This is a genomic window from Pseudomonas sp. ANT_J28, assembly GCF_008370005.1.
Taxonomy (GTDB): Bacteria; Pseudomonadota; Gammaproteobacteria; order Pseudomonadales; family Pseudomonadaceae; genus Aquipseudomonas; species Aquipseudomonas frigoris.
Genome location: NZ_VOBM01000035.1, coordinates 58,693 through 73,411, shown reverse-complemented (window position 1 = coordinate 73,411; position 14,719 = coordinate 58,693). Strand labels below are relative to the sequence as shown.

Annotated in this window: 14 protein-coding genes; 12 read left to right on the top strand and 2 right to left on the bottom strand. The window is 54.1% G+C overall.

What is annotated here, in order from left to right:
• Positions 1 to 310 precede the first annotated feature (310 nt).
• The 10 genes from FQ187_RS22215 to FQ187_RS22170 all read left to right on the top strand — a co-directional run bounded on the left by FQ187_RS22215 (position 311) and on the right by FQ187_RS22170 (position 8,664).
• Positions 311 to 628, top strand: coding sequence for an AlpA family transcriptional regulator (locus tag FQ187_RS22215; RefSeq protein ID WP_149631123.1), 318 nt, complete (start codon positions 311 to 313; stop codon positions 626 to 628).
• The gene (locus FQ187_RS22210) at positions 625 to 1,233 is read left to right on the top strand and encodes a hypothetical protein (RefSeq protein ID WP_149631122.1); all 609 of its coding nucleotides are present in this window, start codon (positions 625 to 627) and stop codon (positions 1,231 to 1,233) included. The genes FQ187_RS22215 and FQ187_RS22210 overlap by 4 nt, the downstream gene beginning before the upstream one ends.
• The gene (locus FQ187_RS22205) at positions 1,230 to 1,571 is read left to right on the top strand and encodes a hypothetical protein (RefSeq protein ID WP_149631121.1); all 342 of its coding nucleotides are present in this window, start codon (positions 1,230 to 1,232) and stop codon (positions 1,569 to 1,571) included. Before FQ187_RS22210 ends, FQ187_RS22205 begins: the two co-directional genes overlap by 4 nt.
• Before the next feature lie 529 nt (positions 1,572 to 2,100).
• On the top strand, positions 2,101 to 2,382 hold the full coding sequence (locus tag FQ187_RS22200) for a hypothetical protein (RefSeq protein WP_149631120.1): 282 nt from the start codon (positions 2,101 to 2,103) through the stop codon (positions 2,380 to 2,382).
• Complete coding sequence (locus tag FQ187_RS22195) at positions 2,379 to 2,663, top strand: DUF3077 domain-containing protein (RefSeq protein WP_149631119.1); 285 nt, start codon at positions 2,379 to 2,381, stop codon at positions 2,661 to 2,663. Before FQ187_RS22200 ends, FQ187_RS22195 begins: the two co-directional genes overlap by 4 nt.
• Entirely contained in the window at positions 2,660 to 5,551 is a 2,892-nt protein-coding gene (locus FQ187_RS22190) for a DUF927 domain-containing protein (RefSeq protein WP_149631118.1), read from the top strand. Before FQ187_RS22195 ends, FQ187_RS22190 begins: the two co-directional genes overlap by 4 nt.
• 87 nt (positions 5,552 to 5,638) lie before the next feature.
• Positions 5,639 to 6,481 (top strand): chromosome segregation protein SMC, encoded by an 843-nt coding sequence (locus tag FQ187_RS22185; protein WP_149631117.1) that lies wholly within the window; start codon positions 5,639 to 5,641, stop codon positions 6,479 to 6,481.
• Between the two features lie 63 nt (positions 6,482 to 6,544).
• Complete coding sequence (locus FQ187_RS22180) at positions 6,545 to 6,730, top strand: hypothetical protein (protein ID WP_149631116.1); 186 nt, start codon at positions 6,545 to 6,547, stop codon at positions 6,728 to 6,730.
• 156 nt (positions 6,731 to 6,886) lie between these two features.
• Positions 6,887 to 7,354 carry a hypothetical protein gene (locus FQ187_RS22175; RefSeq protein WP_149631115.1) on the top strand — a complete coding sequence of 156 codons (468 nt, stop codon included), beginning with the start codon at positions 6,887 to 6,889 and terminating at the stop codon, positions 7,352 to 7,354.
• Positions 7,355 to 7,737: 383 nt separating this feature from the next.
• Positions 7,738 to 8,664: a hypothetical protein gene (locus tag FQ187_RS22170; RefSeq protein WP_149631114.1), complete on the top strand. Its 927-nt coding sequence runs from the start codon at positions 7,738 to 7,740 to the stop codon at positions 8,662 to 8,664.
• Positions 8,665 to 8,962: 298 nt separating this feature from the next.
• Here the strand turns inward: FQ187_RS22170 and FQ187_RS22165 are convergent, their stop codons facing one another.
• A complete protein-coding gene (locus FQ187_RS22165; protein ID WP_149631113.1) occupies positions 8,963 to 9,391 on the bottom strand; it encodes an SPOR domain-containing protein in 429 nt (142 codons plus the stop codon).
• A gap of 379 nt (positions 9,392 to 9,770) precedes the next feature.
• On the opposite strand from FQ187_RS22165, the gene FQ187_RS22160 reads away from it, so the two are divergent.
• Complete coding sequence (locus FQ187_RS22160) at positions 9,771 to 10,889, top strand: hypothetical protein (RefSeq protein ID WP_149631112.1); 1,119 nt, start codon at positions 9,771 to 9,773, stop codon at positions 10,887 to 10,889.
• Positions 10,890 to 11,143: 254 nt separating this feature from the next.
• Here the strand turns inward: FQ187_RS22160 and FQ187_RS22155 are convergent, their stop codons facing one another.
• Entirely contained in the window at positions 11,144 to 12,232 is a 1,089-nt protein-coding gene (locus FQ187_RS22155) for a hypothetical protein (RefSeq protein WP_149631111.1), read from the bottom strand.
• A gap of 1,202 nt (positions 12,233 to 13,434) precedes the next feature.
• Here FQ187_RS22155 and FQ187_RS22150 point away from each other — a divergent pair.
• On the top strand, positions 13,435 to 14,592 hold the full coding sequence (locus tag FQ187_RS22150; protein WP_149631110.1) for a TIR domain-containing protein: 1,158 nt from the start codon (positions 13,435 to 13,437) through the stop codon (positions 14,590 to 14,592).
• Positions 14,593 to 14,719 lie beyond the last annotated feature (127 nt).

Here is a 14,719-nt window from a genome sequence, read left to right as displayed (position 1 = left end):
GCGAATCGATGCGCAGGCGCGCAACGAAATTGACGGCAACAGGGACTTCAGACTAACAATGCAAACCTGCGTCGCTGCGCTCCGACTGCCTGTCCGAATGAGCGTGGAATGAGTGTCCGGATGTTGGCGGGCTGAGTGTCCGGATGGCGTGGAATCCGCAAACAGGAGGGCATAGCGTCTGAGCCTACCGTCAAAAAATACCTGATCTTGGGTGGATACCTACCTCGATAAATTTCAATCAAAAGCAAACCGTGTTTGCTTTTTTTCCCCTCTCTAGTCTGTGCCTGTCTCTTTCCGTATAGGCACAGCTATGAACTCCCCTCTCCAAGAAGTAAACAGCAATACCACGATGGCAGAGCTTTCTCATAAGGCTCCTGCAAGTCCTTACACGTTACTTGAGCTATTTGATTCCGCCTCCACGCTGATTCGCGTGAAACAGGTCATGGCAATCACTGGTATTGGTCGCGCTACCGTTTACAAACTGATGAACCAGCCTGAGAGCGGTTTTCCACAAGCCGTAAAACTCACCAATAGCACGGCACGCGGCGCGCCTGTAGCGTGGGTTCTGTCCGAAGTCCAAGCATGGGCACGCAGCCGCATTGAGGCACGTGATCAGGTGGCCGCATGAAGCGCAACTACAGTCCATTCAAAGGGCCTTTTCTTGATTCCTACAGCATCGGATTCCGTCTCTATCGACCGGATGCCATCAACTGGCGGCACCGCACCATCGCCGGTGTGAGCTGGAACGGGGAGGAACAAGAAGCCTTCTTTTTCAACCCTGATAGCTTGGTCCTTCCGCTCAAACTCAATCCATGGGAATTACCTGAACTGATCCGCAAAAACGCGGTACGCAGGGAGTTTTCCAGCATCCACGGTTCGGGTCATTTCGCGATGAAACAAGGTCGTCGCGCCGCGCTGAAATCGCTGGATTTGACCGACTGGGTCACTTACTGGCTGGTCGATCAGTCGGCCGGCTACGCGAACGATCCGGCGGTGTGGCAACGCATCACTGAGCAGGATCTTGCCGAGGAAAAAACTGCAAGCGAACGACTTCACCGTGAAATGAAGTTGACCTCGGATCTGACCAGCTATGTGGACGAATGTCTGGCACAGCAGCGCGAACTGCTCGCGGTAGAACACCGCCGACGGTGCGTCGAGGACAGCAAAATCCTGGCTTGGCTCAAAGGCGAAACACCGCCCCCCCTGTTCACCAACATGCAGGAGGCGGCATGACGCCGACCTTTCTTCCCCACCAAGCATTGGATCTTGTCGGTGTACTTGAAGCGTCTCTGCCTTCTACCGCAGAGATCAAAGGTCGCCAGCGCTTGCTGACCCTCCGCGATCAAGCGATCTCGGCCGGCGCTCAGGTGCTAATCGTGCTGTGGCATGACCTGGAGTGGACGTTGTTAGCGATTCAGCCCCCAGCAGACGTGGTGATTCACGACGCTCGCCAGTTGATTCCCAACCTGCTGCGCAATTCCGAAGCGCTACAGCAGATGCGGCAACGCGCCGGCCAAGGCAACCACTTGCAATGGCTCACCCTCGCCCGCCCCGTCACTACCCAGCACTAACGAAAACGCCCCCGGGAGCGATCCGGAGGCGTTGAGGTAAATCTACATGCCCGCACAATTTATGCCGCATCAAAGAAATGCGCAAGATCTCCGCACGGTTGCACTTTGCAAAACAGGACGTTACTCTTTGGCCGTCGCTGCAAATTCAGCGACCGGGTTTAGCGGCCCGATCAACAATAGGCGCACAGGCGCCCCCATTACGATTGCAGGCGCTTTTTTTGTGCCTGCCAGTCTGTTTTATGGTGGCTGTGCGTGGGAGACCTTCGGGTCTGCCGGGTTCCTATTGTCCCGGTCCGCTAACCCGCGCACAGCTGCCACCTTATTTCGTTTAGCGGCGATTCGTGGCAGCTCCTCAACAATAGGAGTTTCGCCAGATGTACGCCCTCAATCCGTCCAAAATTCGCGCCACCGCCCATCGTGCAATGGCTCTCGCCGCTTTACACGCCAACTCCAGCCTCGCTACACGTCTCACCCGATACAACGCCCATATGGCCAAAGCCCGCGCGCTCGAAGCCGCAGGCGGTGCCCAATGAACCAAGCCCTGAGCTTCTCCCTACCCGAGGATCTGCTTTGCGTCCACAAAGGCGCCGAAGCCGGTGTGCCGATTGACGCCATCACCTGTGCCGTGGATCGAGCCAACTCCGTGCTCTTGCTTCTTGAGGATCAATTCGAGTGCGACGGCCCACGTCTGGCCAACCATGTCATCGCGGCGGCGCTGTGGGATGTTCGAGGGACGTTGGGACTGATCCGCACCCTCGCCGTGCACGCCGACAACTCCACTCGGCCACCCATCAGTGGAGGCGCCCAATGAGCCCTTCTATGTTGATCAATACGGTGGGCGGTGCCACCTTTGCCAGGTGCAACGCTCAAAACCAACCACTGTTCCGTATCAATGCCGGCATTTCCTGCGAAGAAGCGCTCGAACAAGCCTCTCTACTCATGGACTGTGTAAACAAGCTGACCTTCCTGAGCGGCATGGAGAATGACAACGACGCGATGGTCTGGGCTTCGCACTATTTGAGCGAGATGGCCAAAGCCATCATTGATGACGTTACCAGCGGGTTGCAATTGGCCCAAGGCGGTGGCGTATGAAGGCCTCTACCTCCAATGCCCGTCGCCCCACGTTCGCCCAAGTCAAAGCCGTTGCGCTGCAGAACATTGATCGCGTGCTTGCTCACTGGCTGCCCAACGGTAAACGCGTCGACAGTGGCAAGGAATACACCGCTCCTAATCCGACTCGCACCGACAAACGTGCCGGCTCCCTCAAGGTCAGTTTGGCCAAAGGCACCTGGGCGGATTTTGCCACCGGCGACAAAGGTGGCGACCTGATCGACCTGGTGCGCTATCTCGACGGCGGCACCGACGTCGAAGCCTGCAACAAGCTGGCGGATCTGCTGCGCGTTACCGCTGGGGCGGCTGAATCGAAACCAAGCCCTAGCAAAAGCAAAACACCGGAATGGCTGGCCATTCAGCCGATCCCGGCCGAGGCCATGAGCAAGTGCCCGGCCAAACACCGGCAACACGGTACGCCGTCCAAGGTTTGGATTTATCGCGACGCTCAAGGCCAGCCAGTCATGGCCCTCTATCGCTTCGACTTGGGCCCGGATGAAGACGGCAAACCGCGCAAGGTGTTTGCCCCGTTGACCTGGTGCCAACGGGCCGACGGTCAAACGCAGCAATGGCGCTGGCAGGGTCTGCCGGAGCCGCGCCCTCTGCTGCGCCTGGATGAACTGGCGCAACGCGAGGAGGCTCCGGTCATTCTGTGCGAAGGCGAAAAGGCCGCCGATGCCGCGGCGAAGCTGCTGCCCAGCTACGTGGCCACGTGCTGGCCGAACGGCTCGAACTCCTGGCACAAAGCTGACCTGACACCACTCAAAGGTCGGTCCGTGGTGTTGTGGCCCGACAACGACGCCAGTGGCAAAAGCTGCATGGATACCGTCGCCGAACAACTGCATCAGATCGGCGCCGCGTCGGTGCGCGTGATCGCTCTGGATGTCTTAAAACGCAAGCCCACGTTCAAGAATGACCAACCGACGTTCGCCAAGGGTGGCCAATGGGAAGACGGCGACGACGCGGCCGATGCCCAAGCCAAAGGCTGGACGGCGGCGCACTTCGCCGAGCTGGAACACAGCGGCGAATTGTTCGGTGTTGAGCCTGTGAAAGCATCGGCCGAACCACCCGAAGCCAAGGCCAAGCCAACAACTAAACGGCCAGCGAAACCCAAAAACGATCTGCTGCCCGGTGGCTTTCGCCTCACGCCGGAAGGCGTGTTTTATTCCGGTGACGATGGCGAAGCGCGCCCCGTGTGTTCGCCACTGGAGATCCTGGCTCGTACCCGAGATGCGCAGGGTCATAACTGGGGTTTGCTGGTTGAGTTCGACGATCCCGACGGGGCAAAAAAGCGCTGGAACATCCCGGCGCGGACCATGACCGGCGACTTCGGCAAGGACGTGCTCGGCCCATTGGTGGACATGGGCCTGCGACTGGCCGGCAGTCGTTCCGGGCGCAATGCGCGCAACGACCTGCAAAGTTATCTCGGCGGTTTTGACAGCGCCCAGCGGGCACGACTGGTTACCCGTTTAGGTTGGCACGACAGCGCCTTCCTGCTGCCCGAACAACAGGTCGGTTCGCACACCGAACACCTGCATTTCTATGAGGCAGGTGCGCAGCTTCCACCCATCAGCGAAGCCGGCACTCTGGAGCAGTGGCAAGAGCAGATCGGCGCCTTGTGCATCGGCAATCACCGCTTGGCATTTGTGGCCAGCGTGGCGTTTGCCGGTCCGCTGCTGCACATGCTCGGCCATGAGTCGGGCGGCTTTCACCTCTACGGTGACAGCTCGGGCGGCAAAACCACCCACCTGCAAGTGGCTGCCTCGATCTACGGCGGACCGCGTCTGGTGCGTTCCTGGCGCTCGACGGATAACGCACTGGAGTCCATCGCCGCCGCGCATTCAGACGGGCTCCTGGTGCTGGATGAAATCGGCATGTGCGACCCGCGCATCATTGGTGAAACGGTGTACATGCTCGGCAACGGCACCGGGAAGGCTCGTGCCAATGATCGAGGACAAGCGGGCCGACAGGTGCAGGAGTGGCGCTTGCTGTTTCTCTCGACCGGCGAGAAGACGTTGGCGCAGCACATGGCTGAAGCCAACAAGGAGCTGAAAGCCGGCATGGAAGTGCGGATGCTCGCCGTGCCAGCGGATGCCAGCAAAGGCCTGGGCATGTTCGATGTGCTGAACGGCTTTGATGACGCCGCCGCCCTCTCCGATGCACTCAAGGCACGGGTGGCCAAGTACTACGGCACACCGCTCACCGCCTTCCTGTCGGCCCTCTGTGAGCCCGGCAAGCGACATGCTTGGTCGGCGATCCTGCGTCACACCTTGGAGGGGTTCATCGCCAAGGCGCTGCCTGCCTCGGCCAGCGGTCAGGCGCATCGTGCTGCGGCTCGTTTCGGTCTGGCCGCAGCAGCCGGCGAACTGGCCACCGCGATGGGGATTACCGGTTGGCCCGATGGCGCCGCCACCACTGCAGCTCGGGTCTGTCTGAGTGCTTGGATGAATGAGCGCGGCGGTGCTGGCAACTTGGAAGGGGACGCGATCTTGGCGCGGTTGCGTCAGGTCATCGAGCGCTTCGGTGAAAGCCGTTTCACCCGCTGGGAGTCGGCCGCCGCGAAGATCGATGAGCACGGTCCACGCACCATTGACCGGTTGGGTTTTCGCAAGACGCTGGAACACGGCCTGGGTGATGCGTTGCACACCACCAACACCTATTACGTGTTGCCTGAGTCTTGGCGCTCGGAAGTGTTCAAGGGCATGAACATCAATGCCGTGAACAAGGAGCTGATACGCCGTGGTGTCCTTGAGCCGGGGCCGGATGGCAAAGCCTCCTGCGCCGTCCGCTTGCCCGGCCTGGGCACTCAGCGTTGCTACGTGGTGAAGACCGTGCCGGGAACGGATGAAAGCGAGACTCAGGCCGCCTGACGCTGAGCCTACTGACTGAGGTAAAGCCGGCTCAAGCGGGCCTCGCCAGCCACTCCGAACCCAACCCAATGACACAGGACAAAACCCATGAACCGAATTGAACAACTGAAAGACGCACGCGCCACTAAAGTCATCGAAATGGAGGCGCTCAAAAAGGAAATACCACCTTTTGAGTCAGCGCTTCACAGCGAGGAGGTCATTAACAACGGCCGAGAGAGCGACGTCAGGCATGAAATCAGCAGTCGCCAAATCAAGATCGACTCGATCGATCATCAGATCTTCCGACTCGACCAAACGCTGGACCGCCTGGAGAAGCTGGCCAACCGAGAAAGCTTGATGGAAGGCTACATTACCGACATGGCTAACTGGATGGCGGATGAGCTGGAGCTTAACGATAAACGGCAAAGCCTGAGCACTCGCCTGGAGGAAATTCGCCAGCAAGCACAGGAAGAGATTACCAGCGCACGGCAGGCCGAGACTGAGGCGGCTACTGCTTACGCACAGGCCGTGGCGTGGGGCGACGTCGACGGCGAAAAAGCAGCTAGCACCGACGCTCAGAAAGCCGCGAAAAACCTCACTACCGCGAGTGAACAACATCGCCGCGAGCTCCTGATCATCACCGCCTTGGAGCAAGAGCTGGCCATCGTAGACCGACACATCAGTGAGGCTCAGGTAGAACACCAAAAAATTGAAGAAACAGCCTTGCGGCTGGCCCACAACGCACTGGAGGAAGCATGGAATGAAGCCGCCCAAACGCTGCTGGATGTAGGAGGCAAGCTGTACGCCGCTGCTCGGCTGATAGGCCGCGACCCGGTGTCCTTAATGAAGCTCGACATCCCAGAGCAGGGTGAAAACTTCGGCAGTTGGAGGTGGGGCGAATTAGCAGACCGTGGCCGCCAGCATCGCACACGCGATCTGCTCTCGATGTAACTGCCGACTCCCTGAAACAGCCTGCTTTCGCGGGCTGTTTAATTAACCCCAAGGATCGAAGCCATGAACGCAACGACACAAAACAGCTCATCCACATTCGAAATGCTTCAAGCGAGAAAAGCCCACCTGACCGCCCTACTCAAGATCGTGGATACTAGATTCGGAAAAAGCACAGCGATACAGAAGCTCACTATCACAGCGATCAAGGCAGAAATGGGACTGATCGAGCATAAGCTGAAAAAACGGTGATGAAGATAAGCGGAAGCTTGCGAAGGCTTCCGTTGTATTCAAATTCGGCGGGCCGCTTCCGGCCAAAAGCGGACGGTTCCCGAAACATTATTGAAAGCATTTTGCTACTATCGGGCGCTCTTGCCCTTTAGCGCAACGTGACCCTTAGGTTCTTCCATGTTCGACAGAAGCGACTTTGATCAACTCTCCAGTGAGCAGCTGACTTTTTGGACAGCGCACAATGATTGTCCCGGTCTCTATTACGTCACCTATCCAGGAATCGCCTTTCGATGCTCTGCCTCTCAGGAGATCATCAGGATAACCCGCGCCCCCAAACGGCAAGGCGAAAACGGATTAAACTTCTGGCTTCACGCGGAATGGATGGATTGGCGGCCTGGAGGAGAAAGTTATTTCCCAGGCTACGTTTCTGACGCTCAGTTTGAGGAAATCTCGGAAACTGTTTTCAATCAGATGGTTGCGGATCAGGCGTTTGAATTGATCGCTCCGCTCAAACAACCGCTGCATGAGTCGACCGGTTTTGTCGGAGCGTTATTGATGTACTCAATGAAGACGGAGTTCATCGTTTCGTTGTTCGCAGAGTATGAAGACGAGTACATCCATTTCTATTGGGACACGACTTCATGAGCGGCAGCTAAGGGTCGACTGCCGCCTGTCACGACCGGCGACACCCGACCCATCACTGCCTTTCGCGGAGGTTAAGAGAGAGCCAGAAACGGTCAATCGGCTATGACTAGGATCCCGGGGGCGCTTCACCGTGTTAGGAGTCGGCCCTAGCGTAGGGGCTGTACGTAAAGCAATGCCGCAAATACCCCGCCAGCAGGCCAGTGTGATCGTCGCCGAATAAGTTGTTGCGAGCTGCAAAAACGGGTCGCCAGGAGGCAGTGTTCCTTCAGCCAGCCAAACGGCCCTTGATGACATTGCGCTCTTGGTATTTGGGTTTGTTGAATGGTATACGAAGGCGCCCTGAGCATCAGGATGGATGTCATGACATTGAGTGGAGAAATGAGATGCCAGAGCGCATTTACTTTTATTGCGATGAATCCGGTGCAAAAGGCTATGCAGACCAACAGGAAAAATACCCTGGCGAGGTAGGCGTATTCGCCGGGCTCTTGGTGCCCGAGCAGCAGCATGCCGAGCTGTCGATTAAACTCAATGTGATCGCCAAGCGCTTCACGCCTGAGCAAGGAAAGCTGCACATAGCAGACCTTCCCGAGGAGCAAAAAGGGGCGTTAAGACAGGCGCTATTTGACGAGATCAGAGCGGCACATATCCCTTGCTTCTGGTATGCGATCCATGTGGCCGGCTTTAACGACTACCACATCCAGCAGGCAGAGTTGCTTCGGGACCATCGGGCTCAGGTCGAGGCGCAGCGTAACAGCCCTGCTCGAGTGAAAATGGGCAGTGTTCGTGAGGAGCTGCCCTCCCTGCATGTGAAGCTTTTCGGGGGCCTCCATGCCCACGTTGTAGCCTTTCTTCTTGAGCGAAATATGAGTGATGTAGATCTGCTGATCCGAACGGATCACGTAGATGAGCCTCTTGCCAAAGAGTTCGAAAAAGAAGCTTTGAGCCTGCTTGATAATAAATCTGAGGTCATCAAGGCGACTGGTTTTGACACCGTTGATAAAAGGGTCGTCAATGGCCAATTGACCCTCAGCGTGCACTACCCCGCGGATATGCACATCCCGGCAGTGATCAGCAACATGAGCCTAACGGCCATCGGTGAAACCGATGGATTGATATTGGCGGCTGATGTCTTGGCAAACAGCCTCAATTATCATTTCAAGAGCCGCACGGAAGGCGAGCTATACGCTCCGCTCAACGATCCGGAAGCAGTTGCCAACCATCCGCTGTATGAGCATCTGGATGCGTTCTATGGTTGGTCGAGCGACTTGGTTGGCGATGGATTGTTTGCGCACCCGAAAGCATCGCACTGAGCTAACTACCGCGATGCACAGCTCTGTTCCAGTATGGTAGATCAGTAGTATGCGACAGCCGCTTCAAAAGGCCAAAGCCGTTGGCTGCCTCCTGCAAGGTTGGAGCAGACTGGGGCATTGGCGGAATTTCAAAGGTATTTATACAGAGCCTAGTAACTGTTCAAAGTGTCTGCTTTTGGCCGTTTTCTGCCCGTCGCGAGAGGCAGAAAACGACCCATTACGGACGCTGACCAACGACTAAGCTAAGGGGCGGCGGCGCGCCGTCCCAGCGAATGAAATGAGCGATTTCAGCGCCTTGTTAGGCGTAGCTGATATACGGCTCACCGAATACATCCTTGAATCTGAAAATATCTTTACCCACTATAAATATCCGAAATCTTGGGTCATTTTGTGCTTGATATGCAGGTATGTCATTGCGCACAAATCGGATTCCAAGGTTAGAAAGCTTAGATTCCATGGCTTCTGCCAAGTTGTTGTCTTTGTAAAAGCCTACGATGTGCCAATGCTCCATTTTCATAATGTGGTCATAGAAGAATTTACAAGCGTCTTCTTCGGATATCGAACTGAATATCGGGGGGTGATCTACCCCGCGCTCCGTATAAAAAACTGACCAAAAACCATTTGTATTGCATAGGCAATACACGTCACTTCCATTGCAGTTGATTGCGAAATTTTGAGTGCTGCAGCCTTCGGCAATTAACTTTTCATGCGTTTCGAAGATGTCCATGGCTATGCCTGACTATAAGTAGACGACACAAGTAGCATAATATTTTCCGCCGTTTGTGTCTGATAACGTTCCTTGTCCATGCGTAACTCCTTGTTCGGCTAGAGTGTCGCGCCAGAAACACAATATGAGGTGAGGAGGTAAAGCGACATGACTTGGGCACACATTACTGGCGCATTAGCAGCGTGTCCATGGTCTGCTTCTGGCCGTTAGCCGCCCCTCTCGGCCAGCTGCAATTGGCTAGAAGCGGACGATGGTCAGTTCGATCCCTCCCCTTTGATACAATGAGGCTATCCGACTTCCGCAATGTCATAATCTCATTGTTCGGCATTGTCCGAGTCCGATAGGGTTTTATTTTATTTCATTGGTAGGTTGGAGGAATATGGACATCACATACAAATTGCCACACCCGGTGAGAATTACCTGTTCCAAATATTCTGAGATGTGCACCCAGGCGATGGACCAAGTGTACGACGAAGTCTTCGCCGGGCTGGATATTGAAACCTGTTCAATAGACTACTTGACACAGACGATGATGAGGCTGCGGCCTGATATATTTTCTTTGCATCGCTCTGAAAACCTAACCGATCATATGGCGGGAATCGCGCTTAGTACAACGCTTTACTCTTATAAATTCAGGCGTCAGGATGGTAACATCTTGACGACATCAGATTTTATTGATGAGATTTTGGAACAAACAGAGATTGGCGATGACGTTCCGGTAGATTACCTCCGCCCACCGTTTAAAGCTTGTTACATCGAATTCACAGAGAGCCGAAGCTCTTCACTCAAAGTCTATAACGAACTTACACACGAGCACATACTAGAAGGCGTATATATAAGCGAGACCCAAATTAATCCGGGCTCAACGGAGATGAAGCGTTATAACGATAGCCCAATGGTGGATGTGAACAAGCCGCTGAGGATTCTGGACCTGATGTTTACCGGCTCGCCATTGGGTAAAGCACATGTGGAAGATGACGCACTGCGAGTGCAAGGATTTTACATACAGGATGGGATGCGAACAATAAAACAGGAGCTCAGTCGAGTCGAGGAAAAGTACGGTCAGGATGATGACTTTACAGGCGACATGAGTTATTTGTCTGAAACATTAAATCACATGGCCAAAGTTCTATTATTCATTAACTGCAAGCAATACCGTGACACTGCCTTCAATGAACGCAAAGAACTGAGAAAAAAAATAACTTCGTTGAAGGGCATAGGCAAAATTCGTAAATTTGAAGATAAGCTTCGGAAGACCTATGACAGGGTTGTGATTAGCCCAGTGGATAATGTGATCTATGAATCTGATGCAGGATTTAATCACGCAAGAAATGTAAAGGAAAAGCGTACACATTGGAGGAAGGGGCATTTTCGAATGCAGCCCTACGGCCCTGGAGCTAGCAAGAGAAAAATTTTATTTATAGAGCCGACAGTCGTTGGTGGCGTCTTTGCGAAGAAAAAAAACTATGACGTGAAGGAGAAGACTGCGTCGCCTTGAGGTTCGTAGACGCTTCTATGACCATAACCGAGAGTAATCGGGGGATGGCTTCCCCACTGCTTGAAAGGCACCATTGAACATCGGTTTTTGGCCGATTTATGCCGGTGTTCAACGGCTGCAATGGGTCTAAAGACGCCCCTCCCGAGCGGCCGCTTTTGGCCGGTAGCGGCCATTGGCGGAGCTTGCACAAGAGCGGGCTTTTCCTGTGACGAGGCTTCTTACACCCGTATCACGGCCTTGAGGGCAGAGCCAAATTACGAAGGTTCGCTGACCGCTTCGGGTATCGGCTTGGGATAAATGATCGTCTCGGTCGAATACAACTTGATAGAATCGTCGTAATGCAACGTCTCAAGCCCCAGCTTGTACAGTTCCTGCTTGAGCCGCTCCATCTGTAGTCGACACTCCAGACCTCTCCAGCTACGATTTTCAGAAACCATTGCATAGTAACTGATCGTGATGCAGTAGTTCAGAATAGCGATCAGCTCATGGTAGTTACCTGCCAATCGGACATGCTGCTCTCGTTTCCCTCCCGGAAGTATTGCCTTGAACGTCGTTCGTTTGTTCTGCGGATCTATTACATAGTCGGTAACGCTCAGTTTTGCGCATAGGTCGTTTACCGATTTCACCAGGTCAAGATAGGTTCCGCTTGCATTTGACCTGGGCTTCCTGGAGGTACGGTCTTTCAAAGGCTCGAAGGTTGGTATGAGCCGCGCCAAGTCATCCAGTATCGACTCTACCTGCCACATAACCTGCCTCATCACCCGCTCATCTGCTTCCAGCGCACCTGTTTCGTGGGTTGAGTTACAAAAAACCACAGAATGGAATGCTTGGTTTATCTGGATCTTCAGCGACACTTGATGCGCCAGTTCGATCGTCCCAAGCGATGCAATGTACTCAACTATTCCTTTACGCTGTGCATGAAAGGCATCCAGTCGGTTCTTCATGTCGGTCGCCTCTATCTGCGCCGCCGTCTGCTGGGTACTGTGCAACCTGCTGATGAAAACGCCGACGGGAATCGTCAACGAAAGCAATGCGAGAGGAAACTTGCTGATATCGATGAATGTATCGAATCCTTCCGGTGTAAACGACAACGTGTACGGCACCCAACACAAATAACCCGCAGCCAGGAAATACACGAGGATCGTGATCAGCCAAAAGCGCAACGGCCATTGAGAGGCGAGCCCTCGGCGCGGATCTAGGTGATAGGCAAAGTTATAGAAGGTGGCGTGTTTATCCGTTGAAATCCCGCTGGCGCAGGCAAAAATTAGCAAGATACAGGCAATAGGTGAAATCGCCAGAATCAAATTGATGAGGTGTAGGGCTTCCTTTGCGTCTTGAGTCATCTGTAGTTCCTTTGTTGGTCGGGCAATTTTGCCATAGTCGCGTCAGTACAGCGGCCTCAGAAAATGATCACGTGACGAGCCCGTTCGCACTGGCCCTGCAATACAACTCTCACTGAGCTGTTCACCGAATTGAGAGGCGCTTTTGACCGAAAGTAGGCGTTGGCGTATGTCCGTTGCTGGCCCGGTTGCGGCCTACGATTTACCCAAATTTGTAAACGCTGCTGTAACACCTATTTGGCTTGTAACACCCAATGCACGTGAAAGATGAACGGTGTGTAACAACAACAAAATACAATAAATTCAATTAGTTAGTATCAACTGTCACACCCGCAACACCTGTAACACGTTTTTTCGAGGCCCCACACCCCATAGTGATAGCACCGCCAGCGAAAGCAATACTGGCTTGGTATCGACTAATGCAGAATTCGAACGCTGGGTCGCAGAACTCCAGGACCCTAGGGAGGTGCCGTCTGCCAACAACGAACAGATGAGATGCATCGACCGGGGCACCGACATCGCCTGGGACCCTGGGGATCTACGGTGGGTACGGGGTCGGAAACCCGCGTGATCTTGTTAGCGGAAAAATGCCCAGCTTAGTGAACAGGTGAACGGGGTGAACTGCTGTTCACCAGTGCATTTGCACTATGGCTTGGGATGTCGCTGGGGACCCTGAGCATTCCTTAAAGACACGGGGCAAAGAACCCGCCGAATCGTGTTAGCGGCTGGATTTTCTACGTTGGTTGACAGGTTGACTTGGTTGACACCATCCCAAGGTTGACGGGGCTCAACCGTTCGCTATCAACAACACGCTAGTCCACCTTTACCGTTGCGGTAACGATGCGCTTTTTTCTTCAATATCCTTTCAATTTCAACGTTGAAATTTCAGTAAGCTGATGAAACTGTCGCTACCAAGATCTCGCGGGTTTCCGACCCCGTATCCTTTGGATATCCCTAGGGTCCCCGGCGCTTTTTCACGCCCCGGCACAGTCACTGAAGCTTACCGTTTGCACGAAGCACTTCGTAAACGAATCGCCCTCTCGGCGGACCATTTTTTTATAAAGATGGCTAGCGACTTCCGCAACGAAAATGAAGGTTACTCACCCTGCTGGCGAAAACGGTAGCTACAGTTAAACACCTCACCGGAATGTGTCCTTGACCGTCGCCGGTGATGCCGATCGGATTACTTTCAACGGGGAAATACTGTGTCGCTGAAGATATTTGTGAGCTATGCGAAGGAAGATAAAGACCAAGCTTTAAAATACTACGACCTTCTCATTCAAGAGGGGATGCTTCCCTGGATAGACGTGAAGCACATACTCCCCGGTCAGAACTGGGAAGCGGAAATCGACAAAGCGTTCCTAGATGCAAACGTAGTCATACTGCTGCTCAGCAAAAAAAGTGTCGATAAGCGGGGCTTTGTGCAACGAGAAGCCAACGACGCTATCGAACGCCTCAGGTACAAGCAGCCGACCGATATCTACGTAGTACCTCTACTTCTTGAGCCGTGTGATGTCCCTAGCCACATTGCCGGACGCCTCCAGTACGTTGATCTCAGTACCCCTGGGGCATGGGAACAGGTCAAAGCCTCACTCCAACTGGCTGCTGAGCAACAATCGATCGAGCTTACTCAAGGCTTAAATGCTGGCCCGTTTAAAGTTTTTTCTGAACAGCTTGAAGATTACTGGGAAGGCGCGCCAGGTCATGACATCAAAATTGAATACCCACGCTTCGATTCGACAGCTCGTCATGAGGTTGCCAAGGAACTCACGCTCTTCTTCGGTGGACGTGCCACTCGTGCATTAATTGAATCAAGGCAGAAACCTTGGGATCAGCAGCCTGATCTATTTCCTCAGGTCGGGGCATACACTGCATTGAACGGGCGATGGGACGGTTTTGGAATCGTCCATGCAACCGATCAGCTCCTAAGCCTAACGTACGAGGTCAGCTGGTATGGAGCCGGCGCGGCACATCCAAACTCGCACTTTGAGACCTACAACTTTTCGATGCCTGAGCGGCTTCACCTCTTGAGTCTTGATGATTTTTTCAGTAACCGGGACGCCGCCATACAACGCATCAGCGAGCTGTGTATCGCCGAATTGTGCCGAGAGTATTGGAGGAGGTTTAGTGAGAAGCCTGACGAACACCAGACCAACTGGTTCAACGATGGCGCAGGCGCAAAAGTTGATAACTTCACTAGATTTACTGTCAGCGCAGATCACTTCACATTCTTGTTTGCACCATACGAAGTGAGCGCGTATGCATGCGGAAGGTGGAGCGTAGATATTTCCTTTTATGACCTTCTCGAGTTTTTGAAGCCGGATGGACCTCACCTGCTCGCGGCACAGCAAGCGTATACCTAGGTTTCACCAGGTATCGATAATGTCGTCGAGCTCTCAGAGTAATCCCTCCATGGCGGCTCCATGCGGGCACCGTCAGACGCGCCTAGTAAGGGTCGCCGTGTATGCCCACATGTATGCCTGACCGAAA